Raw genomic sequence first — 19,455 nt, forward strand, 5'->3', positions numbered from 1 at the left:
ACGTCGCCGCCTGCATTTGCCGACGACAAGCCTGTCATCGTCTTCGATGGCAAATATTGAGGCGGACGAGGTTAGCTGCCGGCGATGCCGAGCAATTCGGAATCGAGCGCCTTGAGGTAGTTCTCCGCGATATCGGCGCTGAGGCCGAGATCATGCGGGCCGTAGCGCGAGGCGACCCTAACGTCGACGAAGGTGGTTTCCGCTTCCTCTCGCAGGCGGATGACGATGTCGAAGCGCAGGCCGAGAACCAAGGTGCGGGTTTCGCCCTGCAGCGTTACGCCATTTGCCCGGCGAATCAGCTGCGCAACGTCGTCGTCGTAGGGCCGTGGCGTCGGGACCGGCACGGCTTCTGGCGCCTCAGCAACCGCAGCATCATCTGGCTGCGGCTTCGCCGGTCGCTTCTCAATATCGGGGCTTGGCTCGCTGTCACCGTCGGCGCGGGTAATGCGGATGCCATTCTCCTTGGCGACCTTCTTGACGGCTTCGAGCACGCGGTCGATAGCGCCGTCGTAGCGACGGCCTGTGAGTTCCGGGTAGGCTTCGAGCTGCTTTTCGCGGTCCTCGGGCGTGACCGCCGGCTCTCGCTTCAGCCAGATCTGATCTACGTTCGGCGTCTTCAGCCAGTCCGGCGCCGAGACGATATCGGTTGACACGTCATAGATCGCCGGCAGCGCGAAATAGCGTTCGGCGGCAATCCCGCCGATCGCGAGCGGAAGGGCCACATAGATCAAGGCTTTCAAGGCATCTAGCCCGCCTTCGGCACCCGTCAGCCAAAGGCTGCGCAGCCCGGCAACGGCAAGCAGGGTCCCAAGCAGCGCGAAGCCCGCGGAAACGAGTAGAACCAGCACAAGGTATGGCGTAGAAAGGCCGGCGAAGCGATGACCAACCAGAGCCGCAAGGCAGAGAACCAGGGCAAACGCTGCGAAGCGCCGCGAGAAGCGGGCAGCATTTGAAACAGGGCGGTCGAAACGGATTGCCATCAAACTTACCGGTTACTCGCAAGCGGCGCGTCCCGCATGAACGCGCAAAATCGCCCTCCACTTGTTTAGTGCAAGATTCGCCTAAATTGAAACTGTTGTGTCATTCCGATGGGCGCAATCCACGGGGAAGACGACAATGGCGTGCGTAAGCATTTTCTGATATTCCTTGATTTTGTATGGTTTGGGTCGCAACCGACCAACAGGAGAAGGGCAATGATTGCACCGGAGCCCGCATCGGGAACCCAGTCGCCGACGCTGGGCGCAGCCGATCATGCAGATCCGCTTCTGCCGATAGAGCTTCTGGAACTGGAATTGTCGCTCGACGGATACGATGGCAAATCCGACTTCTGCGAAACCGTCCGCGTAGCATCCGCCAAGGCTGGCGGAGAATTCCTGTTTGATCTTCCCGCCGAGGGATTGATGGACGATTGCAAGCGCATTGCAGTGCTGCGCATCCCGTCCATGAGCGAACAGATGCGTGTCGTTCTTGCCGTGCTGGATCACAGCGGCACGGAAATTCGCATGGAAGCGCCGGATCCTGCGACGGCCCACCTCATCCGCTTCGCCGACGCCTTCATCAAGGTTCTTGAACGGTTCTGAGCTAGAGAGCCTTTCGGCTCTAATCGCGTTGCGCCGCTGCTTCAGCCAGGCTGCGGAACGGGAATTTGCGCCCGCACTCACACTTGATCATGGAAGTTTCCTGATGGTTGGACGCGCGCTGGATGAAGAAGCCGCGCGGTAGATGATCGACGCTGAAGCCCGGATGCTTGCGCTTCGGATCATCCGTCTCGGACGCTTCCGCAAAGCCGGCGTTGCCGCATTGCGGGCAGGTCAGTTTCTTCGAGAATCGATCGCGTAGTGCCATGTTTATCTTCCAATGTCGTCCGAGCCGTCTTCTTACAGACGATCCTCCACAGACGGAAGGCCACAGGCGTTGAAAGCAGCGATGCAGCGCACCGCTTCGACCTAAGTTATTCTTTTGGTTGACTGTAACCGCCGATTGGCGTCATCTGATGGCGCAGAGTTTTGATTGCAGAGACATGTCGATGCGTACGCTCGTTTTAGCTCTCGCGCTTGCCGCGGTATCAATCGGCCTCTCGGCCTGCCAAACAATGACGCCGGAAGAGCGGCGCGCTGCCGACGAGGCTCAATGCTTGCGCTACGGCTTCCGGCGCGGTACGGACGGCTTCGCAGGCTGCATGCAGCGAATCGATCTCTATCGCCGTACCCAGGCGCGTTACGACAGCGATTTGCTCATGTTGCAGATGTCCTATGATCTCGACCGTCCTTACTACGGTCGCGGATACGGGCGCCATTGGTAATGACCGCCTGCGCGGCGGCAAGCCGGGCGATCGGCACGCGGAAGGGTGAGCAGGACACGTAGTCCAATCCGATTTCCTCGCAGAAATGGATGGATACCGGATCGCCACCATGTTCGCCGCAAATCCCGAGCTTCATGTCGTTGCGCGTGCGCCGACCGCGTTCGGCGGCAATGCGGATCAACTCCCCGACACCATCGAAATCCAGCGAAATGAAGGGATCGTGCTCGATGATCCCCTTGCGCTGATAGGTCGGAATGAAGGCGGATGCATCGTCGCGCGAGATGCCGAAGGTTGTCTGCGTCAGGTCGTTGGTGCCGAAGGAGAAGAACTCCGCCGCTTCAGCGATGATATGGGCCCTGAGGGCCGCGCGCGGCAGTTCGATCATCGTGCCGACCAGGTAGTCGATCCGCATGCCGGCCTCCGCCATGACGTCCCCGGCGATGGCGTCGATGCGCTCCTTGACGTAGTCGAGCTCGGAGCGCAGCCCGACCAGGGGCACCATGATCTCAGGCACGACGGCAGCGCCCGTTTCATGGGCTGCGGCGACCGCCGCCTCGAAAATGGCGCGCGCCTGCATCTCGACAATTTCAGGATAGGAAATCGCCAGTCGGCAGCCGCGATGGCCGAGCATTGGATTGAACTCATGCAGCGCATCGACGCGCTGGCGCAGTGCTGCAGCGTCCATGCCCATTGCGGCAGAAACGTCGGCGATCTCCTCGTCCGTCTTCGGCAGGAATTCGTGCAGCGGCGGATCGAGCAGACGGATCGTCACCGGCAGGCCGTGCATGACGTTGAACAGGCTGGTGAAATCGTGGCGCTGGACCGGCAGCAGGCTATCGAGAGCGGCGCGGCGGCCGGTTTCATCCTCCGCCAGGATCATCTCGCGCATCAGATGAATGCGGTCGCCCTCGAAGAACATGTGCTCGGTGCGGCAAAGGCCGATGCCCTCGGCACCGAAGGAGCGAGCCGCGCGCGCATCAGCCGGCGTATCGGCATTGGTGCGCACGGTCATGCGCCGCGCCCGATCGGCCCATTGCATGATGCGCCCGAAATCGCCGGAGAGCTCCGGCTGGATCATCTGCACGTCACCCTTCAACACCTGCCCGGCCGAACCGTCGATGGTGATGACGTCGCCCTTCTTCAGCGTGACGCCGACGCCGATCAGCCGCTCGTTGCGGGCGTCGATGCGCATGCCACCAGCGCCGACCACGCAGGGGATGCCCATGCCGCGTGCGACAACGGCGGCATGGCTGGTCATGCCGCCACGTGTCGTCAGAATGCCCTCGGCCGCGTGCATGCCGTGGATGTCTTCTGGACTGGTCTCGACACGCAGCAGGATAACCTTGCGCCCCTCCTCGGACGCTGTCACGGCCTCCTCGGCGGTGAAGACAATCTCGCCGGTCGCCGCGCCGGGCGAGGCCGGCAGGCCGGTGCCGATGATCTCGCGGGTAACACGCGGGTCAATCGTCGGGTGCAGGAGCTGGTCCAGTGACGAAGGTTCGATGCGAAGCACCGCCTCTTCTTCGGTGATGAGTTTCTCATCTACCATGTCGACGGCGATCTTCATCGCAGCGCGCGTCGAGCGCTTGCCCGCGCGGGTCTGCAGCATCCAGAGCTTTCCGCGCTCGATGGTGAACTCGATGTCCTGCATCTCGCGATAATGCGTTTCAAGCTCAGAACAGATGCCTGACAGCTCCTTGAAGGCATCCGGCATCAGCTTTTCCATCGACGGTCGTTCGGAACCGGAGCTGATGCGTCCCTCCTCGGTAATGCTCTGCGGCGTGCGGATGCCGGCAACCACATCCTCGCCCTGCGCATTGACGAGGAATTCGCCATAGAGCGATTTATTGCCCGTCGACGGATTGCGCGTGAAGGCAACACCGGTCGCGGACGAATTACCGTGGTTTCCGAAGACCATCGCCTGGATGTTGACCGCCGTGCCCCAGCCTTCAGGAATATTGTGAAGCTGGCGATAGGTGACTGCGCGGACGCTCATCCAGCTGGCGAAGACGGCGCCCACAGCGCCCCATAGCTGCACCTCGGGATCTTGAGGAAACTCCTCGCCCAGCTCCTCCTCAATCAGGCTCTTGTAGAGCGAGACCACGTGCTGCCATTCGTTGGCGGTCAGTTCGGTATCAAACTCATAGCCGAGCCGCGCCTTCTCGTCCTCGAGGATCTCCTCGAACACCTCGTGATCGAGACGCATGACGACGTCGGCATACATCTGGATGAAACGGCGGTAGCTATCCCAGGCGAACCGTGCGTCGCCGGCATCGTGGCCGAGCGCTTGTACGGTTTCATCGTTGAGGCCGAGATTGAGGACGGTGTCCATCATCCCCGGCATCGAAACGCGCGCTCCCGAGCGCACGGACAACAGCAGCGGCCGATCGCCCGCGCCGAACCGCCGGCCGGTAATTTCCTCGATCCCTTCAATGCCGGCGCGGACCTGTGCCTTCAGCTCTTCTGCAATCTGCCGTCCGTTCTTGTAGTAGGCAGAGCAGGCGCCGGCGATGATCGTCAGACCAGGAGGGACAGGCAGACCCAGGTTGCACATTTCCGCGAGGTTTGCGCCTTTGCCGCCCAAACGCTCGCCCTCAAGGGCACTACCCTCTGCCTGACCATTGCCAAATGTATAGACCCACTTGGTCATATTCCCCCCAACACCAAATCAGGATCAACTTAATCCCTTGGTGTTGAAATGAAAATCGACAAATGCGGCCGAAATGTTGCGGCGCACAATAACTGCGACAGACTGAAGCGATTGAGGGGAGAAAAAGCTTTGCGGGACTGCAACAAAGTCCCGCAAAGCCTTATGTCCGTCCAGCCAGGAAAACCGGACGGGGGGTTCCGTCCATACGGACTGTCAGAGCCAAAACCATATTGCTCCGAGCGCGTCGCGCAGGAAACCATGCAGCCGATACCTTTTCGCGGCAATTCGGCGACGCCATGAAGCAATCTCTAATACAAGATCGGTAGGAAAACATTACCTGAATGGTGGAGATAGCCCATTCTGGCAGACTTTTTTTGGGCTTTTCCCAGCCTTTGGCTCAGGCAATCTCGCGCAGTTGTTCGGCGGTCTGAAGATCGACCGACACGAGCTGCGATACCCCCTGCTCCGCCATCGTCACGCCGAACAGCCTGTTCATGCGCGCCATGGTGATCGGATTATGTGTGATGATGACGAAACGCGTCTCGGTGGAGGCAGCCATTTCGTCCATCAGGTTGCAATAGCGCTCGACATTGTGGTCATCGAGCGGGGCGTCCACTTCGTCCAGCACGCAGATCGGGGCCGGATTGGTCAGGAAGACGGCAAAGATCAGTGCCATTGCCGTCAGCGCCTGCTCGCCGCCCGAAAGGAGCGTCATCGTCTGCGGCTTCTTGCCCGGCGGACGGGCGAGAATTTCCAGGCCTGCATCGAGCGGATCATCGGATTCGATCAGTTGCAGTTCGGCCGTTCCTCCGCCGAAAAGATGGGTGAAAAGGCGCTGGAACTGGCCGTTGACCACGTCGAACGCGGCGAGCAGGCGCTCGCGACCCTCGCGATTGAGGCTCTGGATCGCGCCACGCAACTTGCGGATCGCATCGATCACGTCGTCGCGTTCCTTGATCAGCGCCTCGAGCTTCCCGCTCAGTTCCTTCTGTTCTTCGTCGGCGCGCAGGTTGACGGCGCCAAGGCGCTCGCGCTCCATCTTGAGGCGTTCGAGTTCGCGCTCGACCTCGCGAAGATCGGGTGCTGCCTGCAGCGACTCAAGTCCGGCAAGCCGAAGCGCCTCGTGCGGCGCAACGTTCAGCGCCTCACGAATTCGGGCCTCGGTTTCCTGTCGCTTTTCGCGCGCCGAGACCAGCCGCTCTTCGGCGCGACCGCGGCGCTCGCGGCTTTCGGCGAGTTCGGAAAGCGCTGTCGCGGCCTTGTGGTCGGCGTCACGCTGGACGAGATCGGCTTCAGCAAGCACATCGGCCGCGTGGCGACGTGCTTCCTCGGCCTTCTGGAGTTCGGTCAAGAGCGCGCGGCGCTTGTCGTCGAACTCATCGGGCGCCATTTCGAGCTCAGACGCTTCCTCCCGCGCCTCCTCCTCGCGGTCGCGAAGTGTCGCGATGTGGTCCTCGGCACTGGCAGCGCGCTGGCGCCAGGTCTCGCGCTCCTGCCCGACGGCAATGATGCGGCGCTGACGGGCTTCGTTCTCGCGGTTCAGGCTTTCATGGCGTGCCCGCGCTTCTGCAAGTGCGCCACGATCGGTCGCGACTTCCGCCTGCTGCGCTTGAAGCCGTACGTCGATCGCCGTCAAATCAGGGGCGTCTTCCAACTCGATCCGGGCGTTCTCTTCCTGGATCGAGAGATCTTGAAGCTGGATCTGAAGCTGGCTGACAGATTCTGTAATGACATCACGGCGGCGGATGAGATCGCCAGAGGCCCGCTCGGCCGCTGCCAGCGCTTCGCGCGCCTCGGCGAGTTGCCGCGCGGATATACGGCTCTTCTCGCGCGCCTCGGCGAGGCGCTGTTCCTGAAGTCGGATGGCATCGGCCGCACTCGCCAGGCGTTCCTCCGCTTCATCAAGTATGTCGCGGGCAAGCGCGGCTTCGCTTTCCAGTTCGGCGAGCCGGTTCTTCTGTGCCAGCCGGAGTGCCGCCGCACTCGGCGCATCCGCGCCGGTGACATGGCCGTCCCATCGATAGACGGCGCCCTCCTTGGTCACCAGGCGTTGGCCTGGCTTGAGGTCCCTCATCAGGGTTGCCGCATCCGAACCGGAGACGAGGCCGATCTGCTTCAGGCGGCGCATCAGTGCCGCAGGAGCGCGCACATGGTCGATCAGCGGCGTCGCGCCAGCCGGCAATGCCGGGTCGGCGGCACCGTCACCATGGCCGGACCAATGCACCGGCGCCTTAGGATCGAGCGGGGATTCGATGTCGTCGCCAAGGGCCGCACCGAGCGCCGTCTCAAAGCCGCGATCGACGCGAAGTTCATCGGCAACCGGTGCAAATTCGCCTGCCGCGGCACCGGCAGCCAGCATGCGCGAAATGGTCCGGGCTTCCGTTTCGATGGCGTTCAGCTTCGCACGCGCCTGATCGACAGGCGATCGGGAAAGAGCCTCGGTCTGGCGGGCAGCGGCCAAGGCCTGCTCGAGGCCCTGGATTGCGGCTTCCGCCTCGTCAAGAGCCTGCTCGCCCGCCTCGACCACGTCCCGCTTCTCGTCCGGATCGGGCAGGCTGGAAATCTTCTCCCCGATGGCCGACAGCTCGCGGTTGGCCTCATCCATCTGCCGTTCAAGGCGCATCTTGCGATCGGCAAGGTCGCGAATGGCGCGCTCGAGCTGGTTGCGCCCGGCTGCAGCCTCGGCGCGTTCGGCTGTCAACGCGGTAAAAGTGCGCTCACTGTCGGCGAGCTTTGCGGCAGCCTCCTCGAAGGCCTCGCGTGTCTCCTCGGCAAAACGGCCGGAATCGGCAAGAATCTCAGTGATCTCGCTCTCTTCGGCATCCAGCCGCGCCAGGATTTCGGCGTTATCGGCAACCAGCCGCTCCTCGCGGCGGATATCCTCGCCGAGCTGCGCAAGACGGCGGGTCAGTTCGTCGCGACGGCGCAGGATGCGGTTGGCATCCTCCTCGAGCTGGGTCTTGGCGATCTGCAGGCGCTGCAACGCGGCAGCGGCGCGTGCTTGGGCGTCCCGCAATTCCGGCAGCTTCAGGCTTGCAATGCCCTGAACCTTGGCGGCCTCCATCTGCATCTGCGCCTTTTCGGCGACGATGACGGTGGCCTGATTGAGCGCGCTATCGGCCTCGGCTTCGGCCTCCTTGGCCTGAACCCAGCGGATGTGCAGAAGAAGCGCCTCGCGGGCGCGTATATCCGCGGACAGCGACTTGAAACGGCTTGCCTGGCGGGCCTGACGCTTCAGGCTCTCGATCTGGCTCTCCAGTTGAGAAGTCACGTCGTCGAGACGTTCAAGATTGCTTTCGGCGGCACGCAGGCGAAGCTCGGCTTCGTGACGGCGCGAATGCAGGCCTGATATGCCGGCTGCCTCTTCAAGCAACTGGCGGCGGGCCTGCGGCTTTGCCGAGATCAACTCGCCGATCCGTCCTTGCCCGACCATGGACGGCGAACGGGCGCCGGTGGAGGCGTCAGCAAAGAGAAGCTGTACGTCCTTGGCGCGGCTTTCCTTGCCGTTGATGCGGTAGATCGATCCCTGCTCCCGCTCGATGCGGCGCGTGACCTGGATCTCGTCGCTGTCGTTGAAGGCAGCGGGCGCCGTACGCTCGGCATTGTCGAGATAGAGTGCTACTTCAGCGGTGTTGCGGGCGGGACGATTGCCGGAGCCGGAGAAGATGACATCGTCCATGCCGGACGCGCGCATGTTCTTGTAGGAATTCTCGCCCATCACCCAGCGGAGCGCTTCGACGAGGTTCGACTTGCCGCAGCCGTTCGGGCCGACGATACCGGTCAGTCCGCGCTCGATGATGAATTCGGTGGGTTCGACGAAGGACTTGAAGCCGACGACGCGAAGCTTGTTGAACTTCATGCCGCGTCCCCGCGCCTGATAAAGCAAAAGACGGGCGTACGGCTTCCGCCGTCGCCCGTCGATCGGATACGGTTCAGATTAGAGCAGGCTGTCGATAAGGGCCGACATGGTGTCAACCGTCATGTCTCCAGAAAAGCGCTTGCCGTTGATGAGGAACGTCGGCGTGGCATTCACGCCAAACTCCTTGGAACCTCGTTCCCGCGTTGCGTTCACTTCATCCAGCAGCTTCTGGTTCGTCAAGCACTTCGTGAAGCTATCCTCAGTAAATCCAGCAAGTTTGGCCATCTGCAGCAGTGCAGCGCGGCCGTCATCGGCAGCGGCCCAGGTCTGCTGCTGCTTGAAGAGCATGGATACCATCGCGAAATACTGTTCCGGCGTGCTCATTTCTTCCGGCTTCGGCGGATTGCAGCGGGCCAGCATGAAGGCGGCAGCGGCGCGCGGATCAAAGGGGAATTCGCGGATGATGAAGCGGACCTTGCCGGTGTCGACATACTTCTTCCTGATCGCGTCGAAGGTCGTCGTGTGGAAGTGAGCGCAGTGCGGGCAGGTCATCGACATGTATTCGACGATCGTTACCGGGGCGTCTTCCTTGCCAAGCACCATTTCCGGCAGCGCGCCCGGCTTCAGCACGGCGGCCATGTCGACCTCGCCATCGGGCTGAGGCACTTCGACAGCGGCATGCGCGCTACTGAAAACCGCCAGGGTCGCGGTCGCGGCAGCCACGCCGCCCAGAAGCTGGCGTTTCGTCAGTTGCATTTCAGAAATCGGCATGAAGGTCCCCATAAATGAGAGTAGTGGCTGTGAGTCCGATATAGCGCCTCGAAGTCCTGAACAAGACACGGCTCGCGAACTTTCTTCAAAGAATTGTGACCTTGGTTGGACAGCCCGATTAAATTGCGGACAGAATTGCAGGGCCAACACTTGGAAGGCGTTAGCGACCGCGCTTGCCCAGCACGGCCGTGCCGAGCCGCTTCACGGCTTCGCGCAGCTTATCGCCCTCGATCCCCTCCATCATATCCTCCAGCTTTGCCGCAGCCGCCCCCTTCAAGGGAGGAGGCGTGCGGGAGCGCTTCACCACCGGATAGACGGGTTTCTGGACGATACGGATCTGGTGGACGGCGGCAAATCCGAAGAAGCTGTTGACGCGCTGGATCAACTCGCCTTGCGCATGGGTCAAAAACAGCGCGCGTGCGCCCTCGCAGGCGATCGTGAGCACACCGGGCCGAAAGCTGCCCTCGTCGTTGCCGCGCGCCCAGGCAATCTTTTCCGGACGCGTGCAGTCGGCGAACTCTGCACCGGCGATTTCATCCCACGAGCCGAGCAGCGCCGTGTTGATTCCGGCGCGGCGCGCCAGCACGGGATCGATCAGCCCGTTGGCCAATTCGGAGATCTGCTTTTCACCTTTGCGTGGATAACTCATCGAAACCTTCAGATCGCGCTGCGTTCAGGCACCACTGCCTTGATCGCGCGGCATTGCTTCGCCAAGTATAGGGCACTTCCCCTCACGACGGCAAATGATGACATCGACGACACTGGACGCGCCAGCCGCCAAGCCCCTTCTCGACTGGTACGACCGCCACCATCGCGATCTGCCATGGCGCGTCTCGCCGCCGATGGCGGCGCGCGGCATCAAGGCCGATCCCTATCACGTCTGGCTTTCCGAGGTGATGCTGCAGCAGACGACGGTGCCGGCGGTGAAACCCTACTTCGCCAATTTCCTGGCACGCTGGCCGAGCGTGCGCGACCTCGCCGATGCCGCCAGCGAAGACGTTATGGCGGCCTGGGCCGGGCTTGGATACTACGCCCGCGCCCGCAACCTCAAGAAATGCGCCGAGGCCGTCGCGTCCGATCATAACGGCATCTTTCCAGATACCGAGGAGGGGCTGAAGTCGCTTCCCGGCATCGGGGACTATACGGCGGCCGCGGTGGCGGCGATAGCCTTCAACCGGCAGGCAGCCGTGATGGATGGCAACGTCGAGCGGGTGATCTCGCGCCTTTACGCGATCGCTACGCCCCTACCCGCTGCCAAACCATTGATGAAACAGAAGGTGGCTCTGCTGACGCCGCAGGATCGGCCCGGCGACTTTGCGCAGGCAATGATGGATCTCGGCGCCACGATCTGCACGCCGAAGCGGCCCGCCTGTTCGCTCTGTCCCTTCAGGGGATCCTGCGAGACGCTGCGCCTGCACGATCCCGAGCACTTTCCGGTCAAGGCTGCCAAGAAGGAAAAGCCGCTCCGCCAGGGCGCAGCCTTTATTGCGGTCACCGCGGATGGTGACGTTCTGTTGCGGCGGCGCACCGAGAGCGGCCTGCTCGGCGGCATGACGGAAGTGCCGACGACCAACTGGACGGCGCGGCAGGACGGGGAAACCTCGGCCGATGCTGCGCCTTTCCCGGCTGCCTGGGAGCCTTGCGGGACCATCACCCACGTCTTCACCCATTTCGAGCTCAGGCTGTCGATTTACCGCGTCGCGATCCCCTCGCGAATTCAAACGGATAACGGTTGGTGGGAGCCGGTTACAAATCTTGACTCGCGGGCACTGCCGACCGTCATGAAAAAAGCAATCACCGCGGCTATCCCGCTCGCGTTCAAACATGCCAAGGATTGATCGATGCCCATCGACCATATTGTCTTCGACATTGGAAAAGTACTCATCCATTACGATCCGAATATTCCGTTCAGCCGCCTCATTCCCGATGAGGCCGAACGCAAGTGGTTTTTCGAGAATGTCTGCACTCATGACTGGAACGTCGAGCAGGATCGCGGCCGCACCTGGGAGGAAGCTGAAGCCCTGCTGATCGAGGTTCATCCGGATCGCGAGGAGCATATCCGGGCCTTCCGCAAATACTGGCACGAGATGGTCCCCCTCTCCTACGACGACAGCGTCACCATCATGGAAGGCCTGATTGCCGATGGCCAGGACGTGACGATGCTGACGAACTTCGCTTCCGACACCTTCCGCGAAGCGCAGGTCCGCTTTCCGTTCCTGACGAAGCCGCGCGGCGTTACCGTTTCCGGCGACGTCGGTCTCATCAAGCCCGACATCGCGATCTACGAAACACACGCCAAGAGCTTCGGCCTCAATCCGGCGGCGACAATCTTCATCGATGACTCCGCCCCCAACGTCGAAGGCGCCAAGGCGGCCGGCTGGGATGCGGTTCTCTTCACCGGCGCCGACAAGCTGCGCGCCGATCTTGCAGCGCGCGGCGTGAGGCTCTGACGATGGCATTCGATCCGGTTGAGGAAATCAAACGCTTTCACGGCGCGATCAACGCGCTCGACTTCGATATGATCGAGGACTATTTCGCGGACGACGCGACCTATGTCTCGAACGGGGTCGGAAGCCTGTCGGGGCGGGCTGAGATCATGGTCGCCTTCCGCAAGTATTTCGACGACTACCCGGACCAGACGGCAATCAACACGCTGGTCGAGAAGGTCAGCCCAAATGCCGGCCGCGCCGTGTGGTCCGTTCGCGCAACGCACAGCAAGACGGGCAAGCCACTCGTCCGGGAAGGCGAAGAGACGATCACCTTCAACGACGACGGTCGTGTCACTCACGTCGAGGTGACGGACTATCAGGCGTTTTGAAAGAACGCTGCGGAAAGATAAAAAGCGAGTACGAAGAAGAGCCACAGGTCGGAGAGCATCGCGATCTTCCTCGACCTGTTTCTCGGCCGCTCGAGAAGATGCTTCAGACCGGCGAGCCCGTAGAAAAGGCAGGCGGTGATCGCTGCCGGGACAATCCACCGCGGCTCGAAGAGGCTGAATATGCCAAGCATGCCGATCGAGAGATTGCCGAAGCCGATCTCCTGCACCAATGCCTGCGCCTTGTGATCGGTGACACCGAAGATCGTCTCCGCAGTGAAGGCCGGGTTGATGATCTGCTTCAGGCTTGCCACGAGCAGTCGCAGGCCGACACCCCAAAAGACGAACCATTTCCCGACGAGGAAGACGACGTTGGCGTCCGCGCTCCAATGGGCTTCGGCGGCAACCGAACCCAGCGGCAGGACAAGCATCAGCAACAGTATGATCGCAAGATACATGGCGGGGTCCTTGCCTCTTTCAGATCATCAGCCGCCGATACATGACACGGAATTGCGCTGCCGCGCGAGCCAAAATGAAGAGCGCCCGGGGTGTTGATCCCGGGCGCCAGGCCTTCTTCCGTAACTGGAGGTACAAAACACCGGAAGAAGGGAGTCTCGATCAGGTCGAGGCGCGCGTCATTCCGCCTTTGCCAGATCACTGCGGATCACGGACCGCAATTCGTCGATCGGGCGCAGGGACTGCCCGTCATCGAAGTGCCAGAATGTCCATCCGTTGCATGCATCAAGGCCCTGGACCTTTGCCCCAAGGCGATGAATGGAGCCGGCCTCGCCACCGGAGGCGACCGTGCCGTCAGCACGAACGATCGCACTGTAGCGACGGCGCGCATCAGTCAGCACCTGGCCGGGCTTGATCAGGCCGCTTTCGACCAGCACGTTGAACGCCACGCGGACTTCCTGCTTTTTGCCGGTCATGACGGTGAGTTCAGCCTTGCCCAGCGGCTCCACCGCTTCGATGCGGGCGGAGGCCGCGTCGATGTAGTCCTGCTCGCGCTCGATGCCGACGAAGTGGCGGCCGAGGCGCTTGGCGACGGCGCCCGTCGTGCCGGAGCCGAAGAACGGGTCAAGGATGATGTCGCCGGGCTTCGAGGAAGCCATGATGACGCGGGCAAGCAGCGCTTCCGGCTTCTGCGTCGGGTGCACCTTCTTGCCGTCGTCGCCCTTCAGGCGCTCGTTGCCGCTGCAGATCGGAAACAGCCAGTCGGAACGCATCTGCACGTCGTCGTTGGCAGCCTTCATGGCGTCGTAGTTGAAGGTGTAACCCTTGGCCTTGGCGTTCGGGCTCGCCCAGATCATCGTCTCGTGCGCGTTCTGGAAACGACGGCCCTTGAAGTTCGGCATCGGGTTGGTCTTGCGCCAGACGATGTCGTTCAGGATCCAGAAGTTCAGATCCTGCAGCGTGGCGCCGACGCGGAAGATATTGTGATAGGAGCCGATCACCCAGATCGTGCCCGTCGGCTTCAGGACACGGCGGCACGCGAGCAGCCAGGCGCGGGTGAAGGCGTCATAGGCTTCGAACGAGGCGAACTGATCCCACTCGTCATCGACGGCATCGACCAGCGATTGATCGGGACGATGCAGCGTGCCGCCAAGCTGCAGATTGTACGGCGGATCGGCGAAAATTACGTCTACGGAGTGGTTCGGCAGGGCTTCAAGGGCAGCAACGCAATCGCCCTTGATGATCGTGTCGATCCAGGAGCCCGGCTTTGCGGAGGCCTTGAGATCGGCAAGCGGAAATACTGACGCCATCTGGAAACTCGCTCATACACATTACGCTTTTTACTGTCTGTTATGGTTACTCAGTTTGGTTACCAAAGCCTGAAGGCATGAGCGATTTCGGGAAAATAAGTCGCAGGCGCTTTGGCGCCGAAGGAGTTGGGCAGAGGCCCCTGCCCTTCCGGCTGCTCTCGTTAGGCCGCCTCGTCGTGCACCTTGCGGCTATCCGCCGGCGCTTCGCCGCGGTCATTCATGCCGTAGTCGCGGACGATGTGGCCGATGCGCAGCCGATAGTCCGCGAAGACCCCGTTGCGGCCGGCGTGCTGGGCGGCGCGGTGCGCCTCCAGGTTTCTCCACGTCTTCACAGCCTCCTCGTCACGCCAGAAGGAAAGCGAAAGCAGCTTGCCACGATTGGTGAGGCTTTCGAAGCGCTCGATCGAGATGAAGCCGTCGATCTTTTCCAGTTCACCGCGAAGCTCGCCGGCGAGATCGAGATAGGTGTGGCGTTCGCCCATGAAGGGCAGGACTTCGAAGATAACAGCGATCATGGCATCACCAGCTTTGCATGAGGAAGGGAAGTGTTTTTGAGGAAGATACGATCTTCCTTGAGAATGAAACGTTCGCGTTTGGCGAACTCGTAGTTTTCCTTGCCGAGCGTATCGGCGGCAAGACGGGCGCGATAGGCCTCGTAGGCGGCGAGGCTTTCGATATTGTACACGCCGTAAGCCGTCGTGACCGAACCCTCATGCGGTGCGAAATAGCCGATCAGGTCTGCACCGTTGCGCGGGATCGCCTGGCCCCAGTTGCGGGCATACTCGGCAAAGGCTTCCTTCTTGAACGGATCGATCTCGTAGCGGATGAAGCAAGTAATCATCGTCGTCTCCTTGTTGTCTGGAGATAGTTTTCGCACATTGTCCGACGACGATGCTTCGGTTATGATCGAAGTATGAAGGAAGGACCTGATATAGCTCAGATCGGCGCACTGATCGGCGACCCCGCCCGCGCCAACATGCTGACTGCATTGATGGGCGGCAAGGCGCTGACGGCGACCGAGCTTGCAGCGGCGGGCGGTGTTACCGTGCAGACGGCGAGCACGCACCTTGCCAAGCTGGAAGCGGGCAATCTGCTCGTGCAGCGCAAACAGGGCCGCCATCGCTATTTCACGCTGGCGGATGACAGCGTCGGCAAGTTCCTGGAGAGCATCATGGGCTTTGCGGCAGGGCGCGGCCATCTGCGCCATAAGCCAGGGCCAAAGGAACCGGCATTGCGCAAGGCCCGCATCTGCTACGATCACCTCGCCGGCGACTACGGCGTTCGCATGCTCGACAGCCTGATTGCCAAGGGAGCGATCGATGCCATGGGCGACGGTCTTGCCCTGACGGAGAGCGGCGAAACCGAGCTCAAAACTATCGGAATCGACGTCCACGCCCTGAAATCGTCGCGTCGGCCGCTCTGCCGCTCCTGTCTGGATTGGAGTGAACGGCGGGCGCACCTCGCCGGCAGCCTCGGCAAGGCCCTGCTTTCGAATTTCCTCGAGAAGGGCTGGGCCCGCCGCACGGCGGAAAGCCGCTCCGTGGTCTTTTCCCCGGAAGGCGAACGGCAGTTTCTTGCACTGTTTCCAGCCACCAAATAGCCGCGAACACCCGTAAAATCGAAGCCGCCCGCGACACGCAATCCAGCCATGCCCCGCTGTCGGTTGAGCTTCTGCGAGGCATCGTGTAAAGGGGCATCATCCCAAACAAGGCGTGAGTAAATGGAAGGCTTCGACCTCATTATCTTCGACTGCGACGGCGTTCTGGTCGATTCGGAAATCATCGCTGCGGATGTCGAATCCAAGCTTCTCACCGAAGCAGGCTATCCGATCAGCATCGAAGAAATGGGCGAACGCTTCGCCGGCATGACGTGGCAGAATATTCTCTTCCAGGTCGAGCGCGAGGCCAGCATCCCGATATCAGCCTCGCTGCTCGACAAGTCCGAGAGGCTCCTCGATATGCGCCTGGAGCAAGACGTGCAGGCGATAGCGGGCGTCGAAGCCGCTCTTTCGCGTCTGAAGCTGAAGCGCTGCATCTGCTCCAACTCCAGCACCGCGCGCCTCGACATGATGCTTGGCAAAGTCGGCCTGAAGCGCCTCTTCGCGCCCCACATCTTCTCGGCAAAGGATCTCGGGGCCGATCGCGTGAAGCCGAAGCCGGATATCTTCCTGCACGGCGCCGAGCAGATGGGCGTTTCGACCGAGCGTGTTGTCGTGGTCGAAGACTCCGTTCACGGCATCCACGCCGCACGCGCAGCAGGCATGCGAGTCATCGGCTTTACCGGTGCCTCGCACACCTATCCGTCACATGCCGACAAGCTGACCGATGCCGGCGCTGAAACCGTCATCTCCCGCATGAACGATCTGCCCGGCGTCGTCGCCGCGCTCGCCGAGTGGGAAGGCGCAGTGTAACTCCGGTTACTCTCGAGCAGCAGCCGCCGGAACAGTCCCCATTTGAAGTTCAGCTACAAGATCGGTCGCAGAGTCGAAACTCTGCGACCGATCTTGCTATGGGGACCGGGGTCCCCGCATAGCATCGCGACAGAACGAACTCATTCAGCTATCAAAGTAACTGTCTGTGTCTGAATGCTGGTTGTCTCGCATGACTATTTCCGTGGAATTGTGCACCCATCCCGAACTCGACGATCGGATTTCCATCCTCAGGGCGGGAGAAGAGGTTGACGCCGTCTTCGTCCGCACAGAGAGATTCAACGTCCTCGTCGACACTCTCGGAACGCCTGAGTTATGCCGGATGGCATTGGAGTTGCTTGACGAGGACATGCGCGCTCGTCCTCTCATCGTTGTCAATTCCCACATGGACTGGGATCACTTCTGGGGCAACGCCGCGATTGCCGGCAAGGCCCCGATCATTGCCCACACGGCTGCGCGTGCACGTCTGAGCGACACTTCCTGCCGTCAAGTTCTGGACGAGAAGATGCGTGAGGAGCCGCGGTTCCGAAACGTCGAACTCATCGCGCCCGATATCACCTTTTCAGATTCGATGGCCCTTCATGGCGGCGACCTCACTCTGGAGCTCATCCACACACCGGGGCACACGCCTGACCATGTTGCCATCTGGTTTCCGGAGATCCGTGTCTGCCTGGCTGCCGACGCCGTCGAGACGCCCATTCCGGAGGTCTGGAGTAAAAGCTCCAACGACCTTCGGCTGATCTGTTCATCGCTCGAACGGATCCGCGACTTGCACCCCAAGTTCGTCATCCCCGCACATGGACGGACGATCTCGCCGTCCACTGTTGACGACAACCTGTCTTATTTCCGAGCACTGGCGGCCCGGGTCGAAAACCTAAGCGCGACTGAACTCGCAAACCCGGAATTGGGAAAATTGGTGAGCCTTCGACTTCAGGATTTCGTGGCCATCCCGGCCGACATGTCGCCGGAAGCGGTGGCATTCTACGAGACGTTTCACGAAACCAATCTCGGGGCGACGATTCAAGCACGCCTGGAAGGGTTGAACGTCGCATGAGAGCCACGGCCTTGCCGATCGTCCCTTTGTTATCCTGCAATTGCTAGATTTTTAGGCTTAGCGCACCGACCATAATCTCGAAGCGCGCCGGAAGCTGCCCAGGGGCTTCGCCGTCGCTGTCGATCGGCACCGGCTCCCTGCCGATCGGCCAAGCCTCGACGAGCCTTGCGCGATGGATGCTGACGAGCGGGCTTTTCAGATGGCCGCCGCTGTAGATGCTGTTCATCAGCGTCAGGACCTTCAGCCTGCCGGCGCCGCGGATGATGACTACGTCGAACAGGCCATCGGCAACATCGGCATCCGGAGCGACCTTCATGCCGCCGCCGAACCATGCGCCGTTGGCAACGGCAACCGCGGTGATCGGCCCTTCATAGATATCCTCGCCGTCCAGCCTGAGACGGATGTCGCGTGGCGTGTAACGCAGGATTTGAAGCAGGCTGTGGAAGAAGAAGACCATCGGTCCCGGCAGACGCCTGCCCTTGGGCGCCTCGTTGACGGCCTGCACGATGTGACCGGAAACGCCGAAGCTCGCGATGTTGGCGAAGTGGCGGCTGACGGTGTCCCCATCCTCGTCGTCGCAGGTGAGCAATCCGGCATCGATCTGCCGTACCGTTGGAGAGGTCAGGCGGTTGGCGATCGTAGCAGGATCGCGTGACACCGGAAAATTGCGTGCGAAGTCGCATCCGGTGCCGGTCGCAATAAAGGAGAAGGCCGTGCCCGGCCGATGCGACTTCAAAATGCCGCCGGCCACTTCGCCGATCGTCCCGTCGCCACCGACGGCGATCACCAGATCGGCGCCGTCATCCGCCAGTTCGCGCCCGAACCGTTCGGCATCGCCGTGCCCCTTGGTTTCACGCAGGCTGAGATTGGTAAATCTCGCCTCTATGGCGCGCCGCAGCGCCGACCAGAACAGCTTCTTTCCGCGTCGACCCGACGCCGGATTCAATACGATGCCGATTTTCAAGCGATCTGCTCTCCCCGCGCCGATCAGCTTAGCGATACGGAAACGTTCCTCAGGCCTTCTTCTTTTTCGTCGAAACCGGCCCCTGGTCGAAACCGATGTTCACGCGCACCATTGAGCCGGAACCGACCGGAAGCTTGATACCGTCCTTGCGGAACAGCGCCTGGGTGGCTCCGGAGCCGACCTCGACCGGGAAATTCGTTACTTCGGAATAAAGCGCATCCTCGCCGTCAAAGACCGTGATGCGAACCGGGAGCGTGACCTTACCGGGCGAACCGTTCGGGCCGGCGAGAACCCGAAGCTGGGCGACAACAGTCATCGTCAGGTTTGCATCGTTCAGGCTGCACTGGCGCGTATAGTCACCGATCGATGCCTGGAAGGCGAGTTTGTCCGCATCGCCGGTCTTGGCGCCGCCGGCATAGGTGCGGAAGATCGCGTCCTTGTCCTTCATGAAGATCTGCGGGCATGCTCCCTGGACGACAGGGGCAGTGTTGCCCGACGCGGTCTTGGCGGTGCCGATCGATGCGTTATTGGACGAGGGATTGGCCGGCGCCATCGGCATGATCTGCGCATTGCCATTCGGCTGGGCCGGTGCTGTTGCGCTGTCTCCCCCGCCCACACCGAGCGAGTTGCAGCCGGCAAGAATTGCCGCAAAAGAAGCCGAAACGATGAGACGCGAGACCTTGCCAAGCACGATTATTCCACCCTCTTCACAAAGTTTTTTGGCAGGCCCAATCACTTGATGGCAGGCCTTTCGTGACAGTTTGCGATGGTCTATATCAGCGGCGCAAACAAAAATCGATTGGGTAAGAACCGTTTTGATGCACATTTCGGGATCGCGGGCCACGG

20 protein-coding genes are annotated in these 19,455 nt (G+C 61.4%); 8 read left to right on the forward strand and 12 right to left on the reverse strand.

The genetic code is table 11. The features are described 5' to 3' along the window. Positions 1-71: 71 nt before the first annotated feature. Positions 72-980, reverse strand: coding sequence for a DUF1499 domain-containing protein (locus AS026_RS15340; RefSeq protein ID WP_062370463.1), 909 nt, complete (start codon positions 978-980; stop codon positions 72-74). 213 nt (positions 981-1,193) lie between these two features. On the opposite strand from AS026_RS15340, the gene AS026_RS15345 reads away from it, so the two are divergent. Then, positions 1,194-1,580 (forward strand): hypothetical protein, encoded by a 387-nt coding sequence (locus AS026_RS15345; RefSeq protein WP_018860461.1) that lies wholly within the window; start codon positions 1,194-1,196, stop codon positions 1,578-1,580. A 19-nt stretch (positions 1,581-1,599) separates the two neighbouring features. Here the strand turns inward: AS026_RS15345 and AS026_RS15350 are convergent, their stop codons facing one another. Continuing rightward, the gene (locus AS026_RS15350) at positions 1,600-1,845 is read right to left on the reverse strand and encodes a hypothetical protein (RefSeq protein ID WP_018116436.1); all 246 of its coding nucleotides are present in this window, start codon (positions 1,843-1,845) and stop codon (positions 1,600-1,602) included. Between the two features lie 181 nt (positions 1,846-2,026). Between AS026_RS15350 and AS026_RS15355 the strand changes: the two genes are divergently transcribed. Next, positions 2,027-2,302, forward strand: coding sequence for a hypothetical protein (locus AS026_RS15355; RefSeq protein WP_082728544.1), 276 nt, complete (start codon positions 2,027-2,029; stop codon positions 2,300-2,302). On the opposite strand, the gene ppdK is transcribed toward AS026_RS15355, so the two are convergent. From ppdK to AS026_RS15375, 4 genes are all read right to left on the reverse strand, one after another. After that, positions 2,235-4,952 carry a pyruvate, phosphate dikinase gene (ppdK, locus tag AS026_RS15360; protein ID WP_062370467.1) on the reverse strand — a complete coding sequence of 906 codons (2,718 nt, stop codon included), beginning with the start codon at positions 4,950-4,952 and terminating at the stop codon, positions 2,235-2,237. The genes AS026_RS15355 and ppdK overlap by 68 nt on opposite strands. A 397-nt stretch (positions 4,953-5,349) precedes the next feature. Then, complete coding sequence (locus AS026_RS15365) at positions 5,350-8,811, reverse strand: chromosome segregation SMC family protein (protein ID WP_062370559.1); 3,462 nt, start codon at positions 8,809-8,811, stop codon at positions 5,350-5,352. A gap of 78 nt (positions 8,812-8,889) precedes the next feature. Further along, on the reverse strand, positions 8,890-9,582 hold the full coding sequence (locus AS026_RS15370) for a DsbA family protein (protein ID WP_062370561.1): 693 nt from the start codon (positions 9,580-9,582) through the stop codon (positions 8,890-8,892). Positions 9,583-9,742: 160 nt separating this feature from the next. Further along, positions 9,743-10,231 (reverse strand): DUF721 domain-containing protein, encoded by a 489-nt coding sequence (locus AS026_RS15375; RefSeq protein ID WP_018116432.1) that lies wholly within the window; start codon positions 10,229-10,231, stop codon positions 9,743-9,745. A 97-nt stretch (positions 10,232-10,328) separates the two neighbouring features. On the opposite strand from AS026_RS15375, the gene mutY reads away from it, so the two are divergent. Genes mutY through AS026_RS15390 form a run of 3 tightly spaced genes read left to right on the forward strand, consistent with a single transcriptional unit; the run spans position 10,329 to position 12,400 of the window. Further along, positions 10,329-11,420 carry an A/G-specific adenine glycosylase gene (gene mutY / locus AS026_RS15380; protein ID WP_062370469.1) on the forward strand — a complete coding sequence of 364 codons (1,092 nt, stop codon included), beginning with the start codon at positions 10,329-10,331 and terminating at the stop codon, positions 11,418-11,420. Between the two features lie 3 nt (positions 11,421-11,423). After that, entirely contained in the window at positions 11,424-12,032 is a 609-nt protein-coding gene (locus AS026_RS15385; RefSeq protein WP_025661122.1) for an HAD family hydrolase, read from the forward strand. A 2-nt stretch (positions 12,033-12,034) separates the two neighbouring features. After that, positions 12,035-12,400, forward strand: a complete 366-nt coding sequence (locus AS026_RS15390) for a nuclear transport factor 2 family protein (RefSeq protein WP_062370471.1) — start codon at positions 12,035-12,037, stop codon at positions 12,398-12,400. Here AS026_RS15390 and AS026_RS15395 read toward each other — a convergent pair. The 4 genes from AS026_RS15395 to AS026_RS15410 form a co-directional block, all read right to left on the reverse strand. Next, positions 12,388-12,855, reverse strand: coding sequence for a DUF6790 family protein (locus AS026_RS15395; RefSeq protein WP_018116428.1), 468 nt, complete (start codon positions 12,853-12,855; stop codon positions 12,388-12,390). The two genes, AS026_RS15390 and AS026_RS15395, sit on opposite strands and share 13 nt — an antisense overlap. A gap of 177 nt (positions 12,856-13,032) precedes the next feature. Next, positions 13,033-14,163 (reverse strand): site-specific DNA-methyltransferase, encoded by a 1,131-nt coding sequence (locus AS026_RS15400; protein ID WP_018116427.1) that lies wholly within the window; start codon positions 14,161-14,163, stop codon positions 13,033-13,035. A 161-nt stretch (positions 14,164-14,324) separates the two neighbouring features. Then, a complete protein-coding gene (locus AS026_RS15405; protein WP_062370473.1) occupies positions 14,325-14,678 on the reverse strand; it encodes an antibiotic biosynthesis monooxygenase family protein in 354 nt (117 codons plus the stop codon). Further along, the gene (locus AS026_RS15410; protein ID WP_062370475.1) at positions 14,675-15,004 is read right to left on the reverse strand and encodes an NIPSNAP family protein; all 330 of its coding nucleotides are present in this window, start codon (positions 15,002-15,004) and stop codon (positions 14,675-14,677) included. The genes AS026_RS15405 and AS026_RS15410 overlap by 4 nt, the downstream gene beginning before the upstream one ends. A gap of 72 nt (positions 15,005-15,076) precedes the next feature. Between AS026_RS15410 and AS026_RS15415 the strand changes: the two genes are divergently transcribed. From AS026_RS15415 to AS026_RS15425, 3 genes are all read left to right on the forward strand, one after another. Beyond that, entirely contained in the window at positions 15,077-15,763 is a 687-nt protein-coding gene (locus AS026_RS15415; protein ID WP_062370477.1) for an ArsR/SmtB family transcription factor, read from the forward strand. 120 nt (positions 15,764-15,883) lie between these two features. Next, on the forward strand, positions 15,884-16,573 hold the full coding sequence (locus tag AS026_RS15420) for an HAD family hydrolase (RefSeq protein ID WP_025661116.1): 690 nt from the start codon (positions 15,884-15,886) through the stop codon (positions 16,571-16,573). A 190-nt stretch (positions 16,574-16,763) separates the two neighbouring features. Then, positions 16,764-17,645 (forward strand): MBL fold metallo-hydrolase, encoded by an 882-nt coding sequence (locus tag AS026_RS15425; RefSeq protein WP_025661115.1) that lies wholly within the window; start codon positions 16,764-16,766, stop codon positions 17,643-17,645. 43 nt (positions 17,646-17,688) lie between these two features. On the opposite strand, the gene AS026_RS15430 is transcribed toward AS026_RS15425, so the two are convergent. Further along, positions 17,689-18,609: a diacylglycerol/lipid kinase family protein gene (locus AS026_RS15430; RefSeq protein ID WP_018116286.1), complete on the reverse strand. Its 921-nt coding sequence runs from the start codon at positions 18,607-18,609 to the stop codon at positions 17,689-17,691. Between the two features lie 49 nt (positions 18,610-18,658). Further along, on the reverse strand, positions 18,659-19,303 hold the full coding sequence (locus AS026_RS15435; protein WP_025661113.1) for a hypothetical protein: 645 nt from the start codon (positions 19,301-19,303) through the stop codon (positions 18,659-18,661). Positions 19,304-19,455: the final 152 nt, after the last annotated feature.

The organism is Rhizobium altiplani, from assembly GCF_001542405.1.
Taxonomy (GTDB): Bacteria; Pseudomonadota; Alphaproteobacteria; order Rhizobiales; family Rhizobiaceae; genus Rhizobium; species Rhizobium altiplani.

Bases quoted from the DNA above. Each gene is read 5' to 3' on its own strand.
- AS026_RS15340 (WP_062370463.1), bottom strand. From the start codon at position 980: ATGGCAATCCGTTTCGACCGCCCTGTTTCAAATGCTGCCCGCTTCTCG.
- AS026_RS15365 (WP_062370559.1), bottom strand. From the start codon at position 8,811: ATGAAGTTCAACAAGCTTCGCGTCGTCGGCTTCAAGTCCTTCGTCGAA.
- ppdK (WP_062370467.1), bottom strand. From the start codon at position 4,952: ATGACCAAGTGGGTCTATACATTTGGCAATGGTCAGGCAGAGGGTAGT.
- AS026_RS15375 (WP_018116432.1), bottom strand. From the start codon at position 10,231: ATGAGTTATCCACGCAAAGGTGAAAAGCAGATCTCCGAATTGGCCAAC.
- AS026_RS15400 (WP_018116427.1), bottom strand. From the start codon at position 14,163: ATGGCGTCAGTATTTCCGCTTGCCGATCTCAAGGCCTCCGCAAAGCCG.
- AS026_RS15370 (WP_062370561.1), bottom strand. From the start codon at position 9,582: ATGCCGATTTCTGAAATGCAACTGACGAAACGCCAGCTTCTGGGCGGC.
- AS026_RS15395 (WP_018116428.1), bottom strand. From the start codon at position 12,855: ATGTATCTTGCGATCATACTGTTGCTGATGCTTGTCCTGCCGCTGGGT.
- AS026_RS15350 (WP_018116436.1), bottom strand. From the start codon at position 1,845: ATGGCACTACGCGATCGATTCTCGAAGAAACTGACCTGCCCGCAATGC.
- AS026_RS15420 (WP_025661116.1), top strand. From the start codon at position 15,884: ATGGAAGGCTTCGACCTCATTATCTTCGACTGCGACGGCGTTCTGGTC.
- AS026_RS15405 (WP_062370473.1), bottom strand. From the start codon at position 14,678: ATGATCGCTGTTATCTTCGAAGTCCTGCCCTTCATGGGCGAACGCCAC.
- mutY (WP_062370469.1), top strand. From the start codon at position 10,329: ATGACATCGACGACACTGGACGCGCCAGCCGCCAAGCCCCTTCTCGAC.
- AS026_RS15345 (WP_018860461.1), top strand. From the start codon at position 1,194: ATGATTGCACCGGAGCCCGCATCGGGAACCCAGTCGCCGACGCTGGGC.
- AS026_RS15355 (WP_082728544.1), top strand. From the start codon at position 2,027: ATGCGTACGCTCGTTTTAGCTCTCGCGCTTGCCGCGGTATCAATCGGC.
- AS026_RS15410 (WP_062370475.1), bottom strand. From the start codon at position 15,004: ATGATTACTTGCTTCATCCGCTACGAGATCGATCCGTTCAAGAAGGAA.
- AS026_RS15385 (WP_025661122.1), top strand. From the start codon at position 11,424: ATGCCCATCGACCATATTGTCTTCGACATTGGAAAAGTACTCATCCAT.
- AS026_RS15425 (WP_025661115.1), top strand. From the start codon at position 16,764: ATGACTATTTCCGTGGAATTGTGCACCCATCCCGAACTCGACGATCGG.
- AS026_RS15390 (WP_062370471.1), top strand. From the start codon at position 12,035: ATGGCATTCGATCCGGTTGAGGAAATCAAACGCTTTCACGGCGCGATC.
- AS026_RS15415 (WP_062370477.1), top strand. From the start codon at position 15,077: ATGAAGGAAGGACCTGATATAGCTCAGATCGGCGCACTGATCGGCGAC.